The sequence below is a fragment of the Roseibium sp. AWQ4_290 genome, assembly GCF_056160985.1.
Window position 1 is genome coordinate 38,324 of the sequence record NZ_JBSWYG010000015.1, and the last position, 17,114, is coordinate 55,437.

General features: G+C 60.4%; 12 protein-coding genes. 6 read left to right on the plus strand and 6 right to left on the minus strand.

Annotated elements, in window-relative coordinates; genetic code table 11:
- Positions 1–9 precede the first annotated feature (9 nt).
- The 4 genes from xylB to xylF all read right to left on the minus strand — a co-directional run bounded on the left by xylB (position 10) and on the right by xylF (position 5,041).
- Positions 10–1,461: a xylulokinase gene (gene xylB / locus ACXAH0_RS15900; RefSeq protein ID WP_475192738.1), complete on the minus strand. Its 1,452-nt coding sequence runs from the start codon at positions 1,459–1,461 to the stop codon at positions 10–12.
- A 336-nt stretch (positions 1,462–1,797) separates the two neighbouring features.
- Entirely contained in the window at positions 1,798–2,565 is a 768-nt protein-coding gene (locus tag ACXAH0_RS15905) for an ATP-binding cassette domain-containing protein (RefSeq protein ID WP_475182788.1), read from the minus strand.
- Between the two features lie 24 nt (positions 2,566–2,589).
- Positions 2,590–3,885 (minus strand): sugar ABC transporter permease, encoded by a 1,296-nt coding sequence (locus tag ACXAH0_RS15910; RefSeq protein WP_475192743.1) that lies wholly within the window; start codon positions 3,883–3,885, stop codon positions 2,590–2,592.
- 124 nt (positions 3,886–4,009) lie between these two features.
- Entirely contained in the window at positions 4,010–5,041 is a 1,032-nt protein-coding gene (gene xylF / locus ACXAH0_RS15915; protein WP_475192745.1) for a D-xylose ABC transporter substrate-binding protein, read from the minus strand.
- A gap of 270 nt (positions 5,042–5,311) precedes the next feature.
- Between xylF and ACXAH0_RS15920 the strand changes: the two genes are divergently transcribed.
- The 6 genes from ACXAH0_RS15920 to preA all read left to right on the plus strand — a co-directional run bounded on the left by ACXAH0_RS15920 (position 5,312) and on the right by preA (position 13,276).
- Entirely contained in the window at positions 5,312–6,577 is a 1,266-nt protein-coding gene (locus tag ACXAH0_RS15920) for an ROK family protein (RefSeq protein ID WP_475192747.1), read from the plus strand.
- Complete coding sequence (locus ACXAH0_RS15925; RefSeq protein ID WP_475192750.1) at positions 6,574–8,019, plus strand: di-heme oxidoredictase family protein; 1,446 nt, start codon at positions 6,574–6,576, stop codon at positions 8,017–8,019. The genes ACXAH0_RS15920 and ACXAH0_RS15925 overlap by 4 nt, the downstream gene beginning before the upstream one ends.
- Positions 8,016–9,704, plus strand: coding sequence for a CRTAC1 family protein (locus ACXAH0_RS15930; RefSeq protein ID WP_475192754.1), 1,689 nt, complete (start codon positions 8,016–8,018; stop codon positions 9,702–9,704). The genes ACXAH0_RS15925 and ACXAH0_RS15930 overlap by 4 nt, the downstream gene beginning before the upstream one ends.
- A 221-nt stretch (positions 9,705–9,925) precedes the next feature.
- Positions 9,926–10,177 carry a hypothetical protein gene (locus tag ACXAH0_RS15935; RefSeq protein ID WP_475182650.1) on the plus strand — a complete coding sequence of 84 codons (252 nt, stop codon included), beginning with the start codon at positions 9,926–9,928 and terminating at the stop codon, positions 10,175–10,177.
- 401 nt (positions 10,178–10,578) lie between these two features.
- Positions 10,579–11,970, plus strand: a complete 1,392-nt coding sequence (locus tag ACXAH0_RS15940; RefSeq protein ID WP_475192755.1) for an NAD(P)-dependent oxidoreductase — start codon at positions 10,579–10,581, stop codon at positions 11,968–11,970.
- On the plus strand, positions 11,963–13,276 hold the full coding sequence (gene preA / locus ACXAH0_RS15945) for an NAD-dependent dihydropyrimidine dehydrogenase subunit PreA (RefSeq protein WP_475192756.1): 1,314 nt from the start codon (positions 11,963–11,965) through the stop codon (positions 13,274–13,276). The genes ACXAH0_RS15940 and preA overlap by 8 nt, the downstream gene beginning before the upstream one ends.
- 122 nt (positions 13,277–13,398) lie before the next feature.
- Here preA and ACXAH0_RS15950 read toward each other — a convergent pair whose 3' ends face one another.
- On the minus strand, positions 13,399–15,672 hold the full coding sequence (locus tag ACXAH0_RS15950) for a bifunctional diguanylate cyclase/phosphodiesterase (RefSeq protein ID WP_475192757.1): 2,274 nt from the start codon (positions 15,670–15,672) through the stop codon (positions 13,399–13,401).
- 339 nt (positions 15,673–16,011) lie between these two features.
- Entirely contained in the window at positions 16,012–17,001 is a 990-nt protein-coding gene (locus ACXAH0_RS15955; protein ID WP_475182632.1) for an ABC transporter substrate-binding protein, read from the minus strand.
- Positions 17,002–17,114: the final 113 nt, after the last annotated feature.

Genomic DNA, 17,114 nt, shown 5'->3' on the forward strand with positions numbered 1-17,114 from the left:
CAGTCTTTTTCAGTATCCGGCCTGTTTGAGCGCCGGATAAAGTGTGCGCCAGCGGGCATAGGCTTCGCCATAGGGGGCGATCAGGGCTGGCACCGGATCGATCGTGGTTTTCACGTCCGGCTTGCCAAAGACACCCGCCGTTGTGCCCGTTGCCGCCGCCTGGGCAAGCCGGGCCGCCCCGAGCGAGGCGCCAAAATCGCCATCAACCGGCACATCCACCGGCACTTCAAGCACGCTGGCGATAATTTGCAGCCAGACGATAGAGCGCGACCCCCCACCGACAGCCAGCAGGCGGCCAGCCTTGGTTCCCGCAACGCTCAAGGCTTCCATGCAGTCCTTCAAGGCAAAGGCCACCCCGTCCAGAACCGCATGGGTCAGATCTTCCGTGCCCGTCTCATGGGACAGACCGGCAAACCCGGCCCGGATGGCCACATCATTGTGCGGGGTCCGTTCCCCGCCGAGATAAGGCAGGAAGGCGGCCCCTGACGGGCCGGTCACCTCACCAAGGGCGGCCGTCAACTTTTCGGGCGGCGTTTTCACCACTCCCGAGAGCCAGTTGAGACTGTCAGTGGCCGACAGGATCACCCCCATCTGGTGCCAGGTATCCGGCACCGCATGACAGAAGGCGTGCACCGCGCCGTCTACATTCGGGGAGAACCGGTCATTGGTGACAAACACAACCCCCGAGGTGCCGAGAGACACGAAGGCGGACCCGGGATCCACAGCGCCAACACCGCAGGCCGAAGCCGCATTGTCGCCGCCACCGCCCGCAACCACCGGCGCCCTCTCAAAGCCCCAGCGGGCACAAAGCGCCTTAGCCAGGGTTCCTGAGGGTTCAGTGCCTTCCACAAGGCGCGGCATCTGGTCCCGGGTCAGCCCGGTTGCCGCCAGAAGCGCGTCGCTCCAGTCCCGCTCAGCCACATCCATCCAGAGCGTCCCGGCGCTGTCCGACATGTCGCTGGCATAATCCCCGGTCAGCTTGAACCGCACATAGTCTTTCGGCAGCAGGACCTTGGCCGTGCGGGCAAAGATCTCCGGTTCGTTTTCGCGCACCCATTGCAGCTTCGGCGCGGTAAAGCCCGGCATGACCAGATTGCCGCCAAGGGTCATGAATCTCGGCTCCGCTCCGGCCAGCGCCGTGCATTGTGCGCCGGACCGGCCGTCATTCCACAAGATGCAGGGCCGCAAAGGCGCCCCGTCCCGGTCCAGCAGCGTTGCCCCATGCATATGTCCGGAGAGGCCAATGCCGGTCACTTTGGACAGTTCCAGAGGCGCCTGGGCCTTGAGCGCATCGAGCACATCCTGACACGCCGTCCACCAGCTGTCCGGGTCCTGCTCAGACCAGCCCGGATGAGGCCGGTTCACACTCAAGGGGGCCGTCGCAGAGGCAATCAGCTGCTGGTTATCGGCCAGCAGAATGGCTTTGACGGAACTGGTGCCGATATCAAGTCCGATAAACATGAGGTGCGTTCCTCAAAACAGGCAAAAAGAAAGGCCGATGCCTGCGGGCAGGCTTCGGCGGGGTCTGACCCTGCGCCAGGTGCAGCCGGACAGGCTGGACCGGCAAGGGTCCCCTGCGTGCAAACCCTCAACAGATCCGCGCGCGGAGGCATTCAATCAAACAGAGCGTCAACGCTGCCGCTGCGCGTCTCCCGGATCCACCGGCGACAGTGCCGCAGGCCAAATCTCTGGTTGGCCGACGACTGTGCCGCAGGCCAAATCTCTCGTTAGCCGACGACTGTGTCGCCGGCCATTGCTCTGGTTAGCCGACGACTGTGCCGTCGGCCATCGCTCTGGTTAGCCGACGACAGTGTCGTCGGCAAGGGCCCCCGGTCCGGGAGTTGCCCCGGGAGGGCACTTGCCAAGGATGATCATGCCCAGAACATCGTCGTCGGTCACATCCGTGGTTTTCGCGGTTCCGACCAGCTGGCCGTTTTTCATCACCGCAATCCGGTCGCAAAGCTGGAAGACGTCGTGAATGTCGTGGCTGATCAGGAAGATCCCAAGACCCTGCTTTTTCAGTTCCTGAATCAGCTCGGCCACCATCTGGGTTTCATGCACCCCGAGCGCGGCTGTCGGCTCATCCATGATCAGGATCTTGGCGTTGAAATAAACCGCCCTGGCAATGGCCACGGACTGGCGCTGGCCACCCGACAGCGCCTTGACCGGCGCATGGAACTTTTTGAAGTTCGGGTTCAGCTTGCCCATGATCTTGCGGGTTTCCGCTTCCATGGCATCGTCATCGACAAAACCGAGCGATGTGGTCAGCTCCCGGCCCAGAAACAGGTTGGAGGCTGCATCCAGATTATCGGCCAGTGCAAGCGTCTGGTAGATCGTCTCGATATTGTGCGCGCGGGCATCGCGCGGCGAGTGGATATGCGCTTCCTCACCATTGATCAGGATCTGGCCGCTGTCGGCCTTGTAGGCGCCGGACAGGATCTTGATAAGGGTCGATTTTCCAGCGCCATTGTGGCCAAGCAGGCCGACCACTTCACCGGGATGCAAATCAACGGACACATGATCGACCGCATGAACGCCGCCGAAGGAAATGCACATGTCCTTCATTTCCACGAGAGGGGTTGTCATGGCTTACTCTCCCGTGCGCTTGCGGTAGATGATGTCGACCAGAACGGCCAGGACCAGCACCACACCAACAACAATGTTCTGCAGCGGCGCGTCCACACCAACCATGGCCATACCCGACTGGAGCGACTGCATGATCAGGGCGCCGAGAATGGCTCCATAGATCGTGCCGACGCCGCCGGACAGCGCGGTCCCGCCAATCACAGCCGCCGCGATCACCCGCAGCTCATCCAGCGTGCCGATGTCGTTGGTGGAAAACCCGAGACGGGCGGAGGCAACGGCCCCAGCCAGGGCACACAGGCCGCCCATGATGGCGAAGATCTTGACCGTCAGAAAACGGGTGTTGATGCCCGACAGCTCCGCTGCATCCGGATTGCCGCCAGCGGCAAAGATATAGCGTCCGAGCCGGGTCCGCTGGGCCGTCACTGTCATGGCAACAGCCACCAGAATGAGCAACACCACCGAATAGGGAATACCATAGCCGACTTCCAGACCTTCCGGCATGGTTTCACCAGCCGCCGCAAAGATCCGTTTCAGCCGGGCCGGCGGAATATGATAAGCGTTCAAAACCGCCACAAAGCCCAGGATCGCGCCGGTGGTAATCAGGCCGAGGGTGATTTCCGCCCAGACCGGCTTGACCGGAAAGCCGTGGGACGCCTTGCGCCTGCGTGAGGCGACCTGAAGCCAGAGCACCAAGAGCGCTGCCACCAGGCCAAACACCCAGGAGGCGCTTTCGCCAAGCGTGCCGCCAATGCCCCCCAGCATGGTGAAGGTCTCGTTCAGCGGTCCGATGGTCTGCCCGGAGGTGATGAACCAGGCCACATTGCGCCAAACCAACAAACCACCCAGGGTGACGATAAAAGCCGGAATGCCGAGATAGCCGATCATCCAGCCCTGAAATGCGCCGATCAACACCCCGACAACGACCCCGGCAAGAAGCGCCAGCACCCAGATAGCCGGGTGGCCGACACCCAGAACGTGCGGGCTTGCCAAAATGTCGGTCTGCAGCACCGCCATGACGGCGGCAACCGTAGCAAGCAGGGAGCCGACCGAAAGATCGATGTGGCGGGTTACGATCACAAATACCATGCCAGTGGCCATGATGGCGACCGACACGGTCTGGATTGTCAGGTTGAAAATGTTGCGCGGTGTCAGAAACCGGCCATCCGTAACCACATTGAACACCAGGCACAGGACGATGAACGCCCCGATCATGCCCAGAAGGCGGGTGTCGAGCTGCAAGGCAGCAAACATGTTGCGGGCTGCCGGGCCTTTGGAGCCGGGCAGAGCGGTGTCGGACATCAAGGTTACTCCTGCTTGGAGACCATTACGCTTGTGCGTCGGGTGGCCACCCGGGGAACCGCGCAAACGGCCTTCCCAAAAATGGCCCCGCTGTCAGCAGCGGAGCCATACGTGTTGCTTCAGATCAGTTGCAAGGCGCCGGGCCGTTGCTGACGCCCTGGCACAGATCATCCTTGGAGATCCAGCCCGCATCGACAACAGCGGTCAGGTTGTCCTTGGTGATCGGCATCGGCGACAGGAACTTGGCGGTCAGCTCGGTGCCGGACGGAGACGCCCACTTGGTGGCGCCTTCAATGTCGCCCATCGCCGTGCCTCCTGCCAGGGAAACCGCGATTTCACCGGCAGCCTTGCCAAGTTCACGGGCGTCTTTCCACACGGAGACAGTCTGCGTGCCCTTGGCGACCCTGTTCAGAGCCGCATGGTCACCATCCTGGCCCGACACCGGAATGCCGTCCATGCCCTGGGCGGTCAGGGCAGCGACCACACCACCAGCGGTGCCGTCATTGGAGGCCACCACCGCATCAACCTTGTTGTCATTGGCGGTGAGGATCTGTTCCATGTTGCGCTGTGCGTTGGCCGGAAGCCAGCCATCCGTATAGGCTTCGCCGACAATCTTGATGTCGCCGGTGTCAATGGCTGCCTGCAGCACTTCCTGCTGACCGCCGCGCAGGAAATCTGCGTTCGGGTCGGTCGGAGAGCCCTTGATCATGACGTAGTTGCCTTTCGGCGCGGCCGCCAGGACCTCAGCAGCCTGCATGCGTCCAACCTCGACATTGTCGAAGGTCAGGTAGAAGGCGCGGGAATCGTCGATCAGACGGTCATAACCAACCACCGGGATGCCTTCATCGGCAGCGGCCTGAACAGCCGGGCCGATCGCCTGGGAGTCCTGAGCCAGAATGATCAGAGCGTTGGCGCCCTGGGCGATCAGGGCTTCCACGTCGGACAGCTGTTTGGCGGACGAGCTCTGGGCGTCGGCCGAGATGTATTTCGCGCCTGCAGCTTCCAGGGCAGATTTGATGGCAGCCTCATCTGTCTTCCAGCGTTCTTCCTGGAAGTTGGACCAGCTCACGCCGACGACGATGTCGGCAGCCTTGGCAGCGGAAAGGGCAGTCGCGGACAAAAGGGCCCCCGCCAGTAAAACGGTAATCTTGCGCATTATAATGTTTCCTCCAGTTGGCACAGCATTCTCATCGGCTGGGCCTGAACCATGCGTGTCTCTAATCGGGCACGATGTTGCAGTGCCACATATTGGACAAGCTTATTGTTATTTTTTTTAGTGCCCGAAAAAAAGTTGCAGGAAAGCGCCGCTCCTGTCAACATGGTTTTGCGAAACTCTGTTCCGTCTATCCAAAAATACAACAAGGAACAGGGAGAATCCGGGGAAGATCCCGGACGGAGGAAACATCTTACCAAGAGCCGAGGGAGCATGGCACGCAAGGCGGACCGGGACCAGATCAGGCGGCAAAACCGGAGTATTATTCTACAGGCCCTGCGCCGGAGCGGCCCCATGGCCCGGATCGATCTTGGCCAGATCACACGGCTCAGCCCAGCCACTGTAACGGCAATCACCTCGGACCTGCTCGAGCAGGATCTTATTCTCAGCCTGGAAGCCGAGGAACCGAAAACGCACCAGTCCAGGGGCCGCCCGCGCACGCTGCTGAAGCTCAATCCGGAGGCCGCCTTCATCATCGGGGTCCGCCTTTCGGTCAACACGATCGATCTCTCCCTGGTGAATTTCTCAGGTGAAGTTGTTCATGATCACCGCACCCGGTTCGACAGTGCCACGGCCAATGCGGACAGTTTTCCCAGAACCCTTGTCAACGCCATTGAAGACTTTCTTGACGCCGCCAGGATCGATGCGTCCCGGGTTCGTGAAATCGGCGTAGCGGCCCAGGGCGTGGTCAAGACAGAGACCGGGCAGGTGGCCTGGAGCCCGGCCTTTGCCGGGCGCCGGATCCCGGTTGTCGCCCCCTTGCGGGAGGCGTTCGGAGCCGAGTGCTACATTTCCAATGACACCAACATGATCACCGAGGCGCTGCACTGGTCGGACCCTGCCCGATATAGCGGCACCTTTGCCGTGATCATGCTGGATTATGGCGTCGGCATGGGGCTTTATCTGGACAACCGGCTGTTTTCCGGCGGCAGTGGCACGGCGGCTGAATTCGGCCATGCCAATCACATTCCGGGAGGCGCGCTCTGCCGCTGCGGAAAACGCGGCTGTCTGGAGGCCTACCTTTCCGATTACGCCCTGGTCCGGGCCGCGAGCCACTTGCCTGAAGACACTGATCCTGTCTCCATCGAGGCCGGGGTTCACGGCCTTGAACGGCTGCTGGAACGGGCCGGGTCCGGCGACATGGATGCCCAAACTGCCTTTCACGATGCCGGACGAGTGCTCGGCTTCGGCATGGCACGGGTGATCGCCATGATCGATCCGGGCCGGCTGGTTCTGACCGGCGCGGCCATGCGCGCCTTTTCCTTCATGGAGAAAGGCATGTGGGAAGCGCTTGAGGAAGCACTTGTGGCGGATCTTCGCAACAATTTCACCCTGGACGTAATGCCCTGGAACGAGAATTTCATCCGCAGCGGCCTGATCGCCCAATCCATGGAGCGCCTCGACAAGGACTTTCAAGGCACTGCCACCCGTCCTCAACGGCAAGGTGGGCATCCGGGAAGCGAGGAGGTCTGGGCGTGAGGCTGCTTTACGGCCAGGGGGCCGCTGTTGCTCTTGCCGGATCTTTGTCTGCTCTCCTGGCTGCCCCCCTCGCAGCGACCGCGGCCGACCCCGGCTTGCCACCGTGGAGCGAAAAAGCCATTCGCGCCGATGTCGATCTGGAGGCGCTTGCAGCATCCGGCAAAGACCCGATTCAGGTGCTTCAGCCTCTGGGCGAAGAGCTCTTTTCCGCAAAATTCACCCGACAGGACGGTGTGGGCCGGCCGGATGCGACCGGTGCCATTGTCCCGACCAAGGTGCGCCGCAGGTCTCACTTGTCCTTCCAGCGCCTTGCGGGGCCGGACGCCAATTCCTGCGCGTCCTGCCATAATGAGCCGGTGACAGGCGGCGCGGGCGCCTTTACGGCCAATGTCTTTGTGTCGGAAGGCTTTGAAAGCGCCGATTTCGATACCATCGATCCGCAATTTTCCAATGAGCGCAACACGAATGCGATCCAGGGCGCCGGACTGATCGAGCTGCTGGCCCGGGAAATGACCCATGACCTGCGCGCCCAGCGGACGGCCGTCCTGTCCGCAGCCCGGGGCAGCGGTCAGCCGGAAACCGTCGCCCTTGAAACCAAGGGCGTCTCTTTCGGCCGCCTGACCGCCTATCCCGACGGAACCCTTGATGTGAGCGCCCTGGACGGCATTGACGATGATCTGACCCTGCGCCCCTTCAGCCAGAAAGGCGTATTTGCCTCGCTGCGCCAGTTCACGGTCAACGCCATGAATGCCCATCACGGCATTCAGGCGAGCGAACGCTTTGGGCCGGAATGGACCGGAACGGCAGATTTTGACGGCGATGGCGTGGAGCGGGAAATGTCACCCGGTCAGATCTCCGCTTTGGTGGCCTGGCAGGCGACCCTGCCCGCCCCCGGCCGGAAAAAGGATTTGCCGGAGGTCTGGCACCGCGCCGCAGAAGAGGGAGAAGAGCTGTTTTCGCAGATCGGCTGTGCGGCCTGTCACATCCCCAGTCTGCCGCTGGACAGTCTTGTCTTTTACGATCCCGGCCCCTTTGACACGGCTGGCACCTTGCGCCAAAGCGACATGGAAGCCCCGCTGGCCCTGGATCTGGCCACGCTCGACTGGGTCAACGCTCTGCCGAGAGATGATCAGGGCCGGGTTCTGGTACCCCTTTACGGGGACCTGAAACGGCACCGGATTGCCGATTCGAAGACCGACACATTCGGCAACGAGTTGCTGGCCCAGCGGTTCGTGCCCCGGGACATGTTCATCACGGCAGAACTCTGGGGTCTGGCGAGCACGGCCCCCTATGGCCACCGGGGCGACCTGACGACACTTGACGAGGCCATCCGTGCCCATGGCGGCGCGGCGGCGGACAGCCGCGAAGCCTATGACAGTCTGCCGGAAACGGACCGCCAGTCGGTGATCGCCTTTTTGCGCGCTCTGGAGATTGGCCAATGATCCGCTGCGGGCTATCCGCCCCTTTTCTGCCGCTCCTGTTTGGCGTTGTTACCGCCGCGCTCACCGCACCGGCCACCACCTTTGCCGAAGGGGATGCTCCAGCGCCTGTGCCCCATTTTTCGGAGGAGGCCGAGGCTGCCGGAATCCGGCATGTTTATGATGGCCCATGGGAATATTTCGTCGGTGGCGGTGTTGCGGTTTTCGATTGCAATGGTGACCGCCGTCCGGACCTTTTTCTGGCCGGGGGCGAAGGATCTGGCCGCTTCTTTGTCAATGCCAGCCCCACCGGGGGGGCGCTGGCATTCACGCCGGCGGACAGCGGTGTCAGCGGCAAACAGCTTGCAAAAGTGCTGGGAGCCTATCCGCTCGACATCGACAATGACGGATTGCTGGATCTGGTGCTCCTGCGTCTGGGGGAAAACCTTCTTTTGAAAGGCAAGGGCAATTGCAGGTTTGAGGTAGCCAACCGGGCACTCGGCTTTGACGGCGGCCGGGCATGGACCACTGCTTTCGCCGCAACCTTTGAAGACGATCAAACCTCTCCGACCCTCGCCTTCGGTAATTATGTTGACCGGTCCGCACCGGGGGCGCCCTGGGGCACTTGCCACGACAATGTTCTGGTCCGCCCGGATGCCTCTGATGCTGCAGACCGTGCAGGCAGCAGCGCCCCGCGCTACTCAAACGCCACGCGGCTGTCGCCCGGCTATTGCAGCTTGTCGATCCTCTTCACCGACTGGAACCGGTCCGGGGAACCGGCCCTGCGGGTCTCCAATGACCGTCATTATTACCGGGGCGGCGAAGAACAGCTGTGGGCCGTGCCGCCCGGACGGCCGCCGCGCCCTTACCGCAAAAGCGACGGCTGGCAGCATCTGAAGATCTGGGGCATGGGCATTGCGTCCATTGATCTGGATGTGGACGGCTTTCCCGAATATGCGCTGACCAGCATGGGCGACACCAAGCTGCAAAAGCTGGACGCGGACACCGATGAAACGGTTCCGGTCTATACGGACATCGCCTTTGACCTCGGCCTGACCGCGCACCGGCCCTATACGGGCAACGACCTGAAGCCCTCTACCGGCTGGCATTCGGAATTTCAGGATGTCAACAATGACGGGCTGTGGGACCTCTTCATCGCCAAGGGCAACGTGGAGGCGATGCCGGATTTTGCTGCCTATGACCCGGATAATCTGCTGCTGGGCCAGTGGACCGGCCGGTTCAGCGAAGCTGGTGACGCAGCAGGATTGGCCCTGGACCGGCGCGGCCGAGGCGCGGGCCTTGCGGATTTCAATGCAGACGGCCTGCTGGATCTGGTGATTGTCAACCGGGCCGCACCGGTCAGTCTTTATCGCAATCTCGGCAAGGGCACCGAAGAGGAGCCCAAGCCGCTCGGCAACTGGCTCGCCGTCGAGATCCGCCAGCCGGGCCAGCCCAACGAATGGGCGGTTGGCGCGAAGATCAGCGTGAAAACCGGCAACAGGACCGTCGTGAAGGATATTCAAGTTGGGGGCGGCCATGCCTCCGGCCAGCTGGGATTTGTGCATTTCGGGCTGGGTGTCGCAGAGCGCGCGAATGTGCGCATCAGGTGGCCCGATGGCGACTGGAGCCACAGCTACCGGGTCTTCGCCAATGGGCATGTGCTGATCGAGCGCGGCGCGGAAAAGGCCAGGCTCTGGTATCCGCATTAGCCTTGCATGTTTCTTCGGCCCGGCTGGCAAAGATCGTCCTGAAACATTTCTGCCTTTTCTGGGTATATCTCCAAACGACACGGCTTGACGGCACGCCCTGACGTGCTGTGCCCTCAAACTTCGGTACACTTACCCTCGTAAATTTAGTCTGTGTTGGCGCTTACGGGCTGTTGGGCATGGGGTCCCGGAGTGGCGCCGCGTAACTGAAGGTGGGCAGTATCATGTTTGTGGGGATTTTGGCCGGAGCCATACTTTATGGCGCCGTCACTCTGGTGTTTTTGATTTTGTCATCGGCAGAGCTACTGGAAAGCTGTACCAGCACACCTTCCCGTCTGGCGCTTGTCTTTCTGATCTCCGTCTTCTGGCCGGTGGCCCTGGTTGTGCTGTCCCTCGTCGCGGTTTTCGCCCGGCTGGCGGGGTCCCGCACCCGGTCGCGCAGCCTTGTGGGCGGCCTGCCCTACGGAAGCTGCTGACCCTCCCGAGGCAGCGCGCTAATTGCCGCGGCAGTCCGTAGGCAGGCTCCGCGCCAAGACACGGAATGCCGCATGTTCCAGGGAATGGAACATGCGGCGCTCATCCATTCAAAAGCGTTGGATCTTTGACCTTGAGATCTTTGTTTTCAGGCGGCGACCGGCAAGTCTGATGGCCCGCAGGGCGTGGTCGTCGCGTCCGGCTAAAATTTAGTCAAGCCTGCTTTTTGACCTAAAGTCTTGGGATTTCAGTAATTTTATTTCTGATTTTTTGGCTCAAGTTTTTAATCATTCCAAAAATATTTGACTAATTGTTCAAATTTTTGCCCAATAGGGTCATTGAGCCTGCTCACAAAACGAAGCGGGCCACCTCGAAATTGATCGCCAACCTTCCGGAGATCTCCATGACCCAGACCAAAGCCGGCCCGGACATCGCGCCCGGACGTCTGCCCGAGGAAGCCTATGCGGAGAACTTCAGCGACCTGCACCCGCTGCTGGAGCCTCATGAGGCTCAGGTGGAAGCCGACCGCTGCTATTTCTGCTACGACGCACCCTGCATGCAGGCCTGTCCGACAAGCATCGACATTCCCCAGTTCATCCGCCAGATTTCGACCGGCAACCCGGACGGATCGGCCAAGACGATTTTCGAGCAGAACATTCTGGGTGGCATGTGCGCCCGCGTCTGCCCGACCGAAACCCTGTGTGAACAGGTCTGCGTGCGGGAAACCGCCGAAGGCAAGCCGATCAAGATCGGCCAGCTGCAGCGCTACGCGACCGATCACTACATGGCCGGGCATGACACGACCCCATTCACCCGCTCAGCCCCGACGGGCCGGAAGATCGCTGTTGTCGGCGCCGGACCGGCTGGACTGTCCTGCGCCCACCGGCTGGCCGTCCACGGCCATGACGTGACCCTGTTCGATGCCCGCGAAAAGCCCGGCGGGCTGAATGAATTCGGCATCGCGTCCTACAAGTCAGTCGATAATTTTGCGGCTCGCGAAGTGGATTTCATTCTGTCCATCAGCGGCATTGAGCTAAAGACCGGCATGCGCCTTGGCGACAATCTGGATCTTGCCGGTCTGCGGACCACCTACGACGCGGTGTTTCTCGGCATCGGGCTCGGCGGTGTGAACGCCCTTGACATGGACACCGAGACTGCCGACGGCGTTCTGAGTGCCGTCGACTACATTTCGGATCTGCGCCAGAGTAACGACCTGTCCGGATTGCCCGTTGGCCGCCGCATCGTCGTCATTGGCGGCGGCATGACCGCCGTCGACATTGCCGTGCAGACCCGGCTGCTCGGGGCCGAAGACGTCACCATCGCCTACCGGCGGGGACAGGAGCGCATGAACGCCTCCCGCTATGAGCAGGACCTGGCGCAAACATCCGGGGTGAAAATTCTCACCAACGCGCAGCCGCACACGCTCAAGACACAAGACGGGCACATTGCGGCCATCGAACTGGAGCGCACGGCAACGAGCGAAGATGGCAGCCTGACCGGGACCGGTGAGATGATCACCCTGGCGGCCGACATGGTCTTCAAGGCGGTCGGGCAGACCCTTGTCCAAAGCGGTCTGGATTCTGCGATCAGGGTCGAAAAGGGCAGGATCGCCGTTGATGAGACCCGCAAGACCAGCCTTGCCGACGTTTGGGCCGGGGGAGATTGCATTGCGGGAGGCGAGGATCTGACGGTGACTGCCGTTGAGGATGGCAAAATTGCCGCCGAAAGCATCCACGCCACTTTGAGCGAACACGCGCAGACGACTGCGGACGCGAGGGAGAGAGCCCATGGCTGATTTGCGCACGGACTTTATCGGGATCAAGTCCCCGAACCCGTTCTGGCTGGCCTCCGCACCGCCAACGGACAAGGAATATAACGTGGTCCGGGCCTTCAAGGCCGGGTGGGGCGGTGTTGTCTGGAAAACCCTTGGCGAAGATCCGGCCGTGGTCAATGTCAACGGCCCGCGCTATGGCGCTATTCACGGCAAGGACCGTCAGCTGATCGGCCTCAACAACATCGAACTCATCACCGACCGGCCGCTGGAAGTGAACTTGCGGGAGATCAAGCAGGTCAAGCGGGACTGGCCCGACCGGGCCTTGATTGTCTCTCTGATGGTCCCTTGCGAAGAGCAGAACTGGATCAGCATCCTGAAACGGGTGGAAGAAACCGAAGCGGACGGAGTGGAACTCAATTTCGGCTGCCCGCATGGCATGAGCGAACGCGGCATGGGCTCGGCTGTCGGTCAGGTGCCTGAATATATCGAGATGGTGACCCGCTGGGTGAAGCAGCATTCGCGCATGCCCTGCATTGTCAAATTGACGCCCAACATCACCGATGTGCGCAAACCCGCGCAAGCTGCCAAGGCCGGCGGTGCAGATGCGGTGTCGCTGATCAACACGATCAACTCCATCATGGGCGTGGATCTCGACATCATGTCCCCCTCGCCCTCCGTGGACGGCAAAGGAGCCCATGGCGGCTATTGTGGCCCGGCGGTGAAACCGATTGCCCTCAACATGGTTGCTGAAATTGCCCGCGATCCGGCCACCCATGGTTTGCCGATCTCCGGGATTGGTGGCGTGACCACCTGGCGGGACGCGGCCGAGTTCATGGCGCTGGGCGCCGGATCCGTTCAGGTCTGCACAGCGGCTATGACCTACGGTTTCAAGGTGGTCGAAGACATGATCACAGGCCTCAGCGACTGGATGGATCAAAAGGGCTATACCTCCGTCGACCAGTTCGTCGGCAGCGCGGTGCCCAATGTGTCGGACTGGCAGTATCTTAACCTGAACTACATCGCCAAGGCACAGATCGATCAGGATCTTTGCATCAAATGCGGCCGTTGCCACATTGCCTGCGAAGACACGTCCCACCAGGCCATCACCAGCTTGGTAGACGGGGAACGCAAGTTTCAGGTGATCAACGAGGAATGCGTTGGCTGCAATCTTTGTGTCAATGTCTGCCCGGTGGAGAACTGCATCACCATGGAGCCGATGGCGGCCGGAAGTGTCGACCCGCGCACCAGAAAGACGGTCGACAAAGACTACGCCAACTGGACCACCCATCCGAACAACCCGATGGCCATCCAGGAGGCCGCCGAGTAACCCACGTCTTGGGGGCAGAAAAGCTCCCCCAGCAACCAGATCCTCCGCAGGCGGGCAGCCCCCTGCCTGCGGCGCATCGCATTCCTGCCGATCTCAATGGATGGAACCCGATCTGACCGGGATCAGTCGCCCGCCACCTTTCCGAGCTGTGTGACGCTCCCGGCAATGCTCTCCAGAGGCGCGGGCTTGGCATAGAGAAAGCCCTGCAGATAGTCGCACCCTGCCTGCGACAGAAACACTCGCTGCGCCTCGGTTTCCACCCCTTCCCCGACAGTCTCCATTCCAAGAAGACGCGCCAGGCTCAGGAGGGAGCGCACAAGAAGGTCCGTCTCGTCATCCCGCCCGATCCGGCTGACGAAGCTCCGGTCGATCTTGAGTTTGTCGAAACGGTATTTATGCAGATAGCTCAGGCTCGAATAGCCGGTGCCGAAGTCATCAATGGCAATGCAAAGGCCAAGCCCCCGCAGCGCTTCGAAGGTGGCGGCAACCTGGTCGTCGTCTTCAATCATGAGATCTTCGGTGATCTCAAGGATCAGCCGCTCCGGCGGAAATCTGTACCGGTTCAATAGAGCACTGATCTCCTGCGCAAAATCAGGCCTTTGAAACTGGGTTGCACAGACATTCACCGAGACCCCGGCGCCTTCCCAGTGCCTGGCATCTCTGATGGCCTGTTCCAGAACCCAGGAGCCGATCTCAGACATCAGGCCTGCTTCACGGGCAACCGGCAGGAACACGTTGGGCGCCACTAGAGAACCGCCTTCGCGCTGCCAGCGGATAAGCGCTTCATAAAAGCGGATCTTGCCGGTCTCGCAGCCGATGATCGGCTGATAGAACAATCTGAACTCGCCGTCCGGAATAGCTGAATCCAGATCCTTGCGGATTTGCCGGGCCTCGCGCAGATGGGCATCCATGTGCGCATTGAACATGCGGATGGAAGACGTGCGCTCCGATTTGCAGCGCTGCAGAGCGATGTCCGCCGCCCGGATCATGTCTTTTAGCGCCTGCCCGTGCTCCGGATAGCGCGCTGCACCCGCGCTGCAGGACGCTTCCAGAAGCTTGCCCTCGTAAGCGATTGGCTGTTTCAGAGCGTTCATGAGGTTCTGGAGGTGTGCCGGTGTTTCCTCGTTCCGGTTGACCCGGTCTGTCAGCAGGGCAAATTCGTCGCCGCCGATCCGCCCGATCAGATCTCCGGGCGCCAGCAGTTCCCGGATTCTGGCCGCCTGGATGACGATCAGGTGATCGCCTGCCGCATGGCCGTGCATATCATTGATCTGCTTGAACCTGTCGAAGTCCAGATAGGCCACCGCAAAGGGGATGCCGGATTTCTCGCGCAAGGCCACCCATTTGCGGGCCGCATCATGGAAATACCGGCGGGAGGCAAAGCCCGTCATGGAGTCATAATCGGCCGCTCTGCGGGCTTCCCGCTCACGTTCGGCCAGCCGCCGTTTGGCAATCGCGTTCTGACGCAAGGCTGCAAGGGAAATTCCAAGGATGATCAGGAGCGCCAGCCCCAGAACCGGAACAGAGGCCATGATGATCCCGGACGCCCGGCTCATGGGGTACCAAGCCAGGGACCCCAGCGTCTTGCCATCACTGCGTTTGACCGGCACACCGATCATGCCGTCCGGAACGGCTTCGGCAAACTCCAGATTGTCGAGGGACAGGCTGGCCAGGAGCGAGGCCAGGTGGGCTGTATCCAGGTCCAGAAACGTGATCAGAATATTTGGCGGGCCATAGGTCATCTCAATGCCGCCGGGATCAGGGACAATTGCAAAGGCCGACATAATGCGCGGCCGCCCCTTGACCAAAACCACGTCCGTTGCCGAGATATCAGACAAGGCCCCGGAGAACACCACATCTCCGGATGCGCTGCGCTTCAGCCCTTCAAGATAGTTCGCCCGGATTTCACTAATTGCGTCTTCAATTTGGGCATCCACTCCATCACTCAGAAAACCGGACAGGTTCCAGTTGTGCTTGTCTGCGAAGAACAGGGGTTTTCCCGCAGGGTCCAGCAGAATTGCAATATCAAAGGAAAAGTCCTGCGCCATGTCGACGCCGAAACGGTTCTCGATCCAGGCTTGGGACGGATTGGTCTCAATGTTGATATAGGCCGCATTGGATGCGGCATAGCGCTCGATTTCCTGAAGCAGGCGTTGCTTGTGGTTCGCAAACACCCGTTCAACCGATTTTTTTTCGCGCGCCGCTGCCTGTTGCTCGGCCACCAGGATCTTGAAGAAGACCGCGCCGAACGAAATCACCGCAGCGAGCAACATCACCATCAGAACCGCACCCAGCCGCCCCCCGAAGCGGCCGGCAGTCTCACTCGTGAGCCCGTTGCCGCCCTGATCCCGCACCGGCAAATCTGCACCGTCCAATGTGTCTGTTTGGTTCTGCATATCGTATCGTTAGCTTCCGCTGAGGCCATTGAACGCGTTGGCTAAAATAATAAACAGACAAATTAATATTTTGACACAGCAAAACGAAAAACATCATAAATCTGCGCATATTTCTCAATGAAAAAAAGAAGTAAATAAAAATACAACCTATGATTATCGATAAAATTACGCAAAAAAAACAACTTCATACGCGTATAAATAGCAACGTCTAATTTTGCAGGTTGCATGCACAGACATGCAAAAGGCCGCCAGATGGCGGCCTTTCATTTGTCCTGGTCTACCAGACTGTCCCGGCCGTAAAGCCGGGACACCGGCGCCCCGATGCCTTCGAAAACAAGCTTACATCTTGTCAGTGACTGCCGTTGAGGTTGCCCCCTCCGGTTCCTTGGTGATCACCGGGTCAGACCCACCGGCCAGAAGCGATTTCACCGTGCGCTCATAAGCGCCCATGTCGAGCTTTCCGTCGGAGCCGTCCACCAGTTTGTTGATTTCGCCCACCATGCGGATCTGATGTTTTTCGGTCTGTGCACCGGTTGCATCATTTTCCAAAACGATTTCAGCAGCTTCCTCAGGATGCTCGGCCGAATAGGCCCAGCCTTTCATGGAGGCACGGACAAACCGGGAAAGCTTATCGACCATGGCCGGATCCTTGAGGCTGTCTTCCAGCACATAAAGGCCGTCTTCCAGGGTCGCAACACCCTGGTCTTCATATTTGAAGACCACAAGATCCTCTGCCGGAATTCCGGCATCAATCACCTGCCAATATTCATTGTAGGTCATGGTGGAAATGCAGTCGGCCTGTTTCTGCAACAGCGGATCCACGTTAAAGCCCTGTTTCAGAACCGTAACGCCGTCCTCGCCGCCATCGGTGGGAATACCGAGCTGGCTCATCCAGGACAGAAACGGATATTCATTGCCGAAGAACCAGACCCCCAGTGTCTTGCCCTTGAAATCTTCAGGAGAGGTGATGCCCGTGTCCTTCCGGCATGTCAGCATCATGCCCGATTTCTTGAAAGGCTGCGCGATATTGACGAGCGGAACCCCCTTTTCACGCGACGCAAGCGCGGAGGGCATCCAGTCGACGATCACATCCGCTCCCCCGCCGGCGATCACTTGCGGCGGAGCAATGTCCGGGCCGCCCGGCTTGATCGTGACATCCAAACCCTCTTCGTCATAAAAGCCCTTGTCCTTGGCCACATAGTAGCCGGCAAACTGTCCTTGAGTGACCCATTTGAGCTGCAGTGTGAGCTCGTCAGCGGCCTGAGCGGCGCCCGAGATCAGGCTTGCGCCCAGAACCGATGCAAGCGCAAGACTTTTCAATGCCTTCATTGCCATTCCCCTACTTGTTATACCCGGCACCTTCAGCCAGGTTTTCTCTGGAATTGTCACCCTCCTCCAGCATGGGACTCAAGCAGCTTGCCGCCGGAGCGCCGTGAGGCGGA

Coding starts and splice junctions, on each gene's coding strand:
- ACXAH0_RS15910 (WP_475192743.1), bottom strand. CDS start 3,885: ATGTCCGACACCGCTCTGCCCGGCTCCAAAGGCCCGGCAGCCCGCAAC.
- ACXAH0_RS15955 (WP_475182632.1), bottom strand. CDS start 17,001: ATGAAGGCATTGAAAAGTCTTGCGCTTGCATCGGTTCTGGGCGCAAGC.
- ACXAH0_RS15940 (WP_475192755.1), top strand. CDS start 10,579: ATGACCCAGACCAAAGCCGGCCCGGACATCGCGCCCGGACGTCTGCCC.
- xylB (WP_475192738.1), bottom strand. CDS start 1,461: ATGTTTATCGGACTTGATATCGGCACCAGTTCCGTCAAAGCCATTCTG.
- preA (WP_475192756.1), top strand. CDS start 11,963: ATGGCTGATTTGCGCACGGACTTTATCGGGATCAAGTCCCCGAACCCG.
- xylF (WP_475192745.1), bottom strand. CDS start 5,041: ATGCGCAAGATTACCGTTTTACTGGCGGGGGCCCTTTTGTCCGCGACT.
- ACXAH0_RS15905 (WP_475182788.1), bottom strand. CDS start 2,565: ATGAAGGACATGTGCATTTCCTTCGGCGGCGTTCATGCGGTCGATCAT.
- ACXAH0_RS15950 (WP_475192757.1), bottom strand. CDS start 15,672: ATGCAGAACCAAACAGACACATTGGACGGTGCAGATTTGCCGGTGCGG.
- ACXAH0_RS15930 (WP_475192754.1), top strand. CDS start 8,016: ATGATCCGCTGCGGGCTATCCGCCCCTTTTCTGCCGCTCCTGTTTGGC.
- ACXAH0_RS15935 (WP_475182650.1), top strand. CDS start 9,926: ATGTTTGTGGGGATTTTGGCCGGAGCCATACTTTATGGCGCCGTCACT.
- ACXAH0_RS15920 (WP_475192747.1), top strand. CDS start 5,312: ATGGCACGCAAGGCGGACCGGGACCAGATCAGGCGGCAAAACCGGAGT.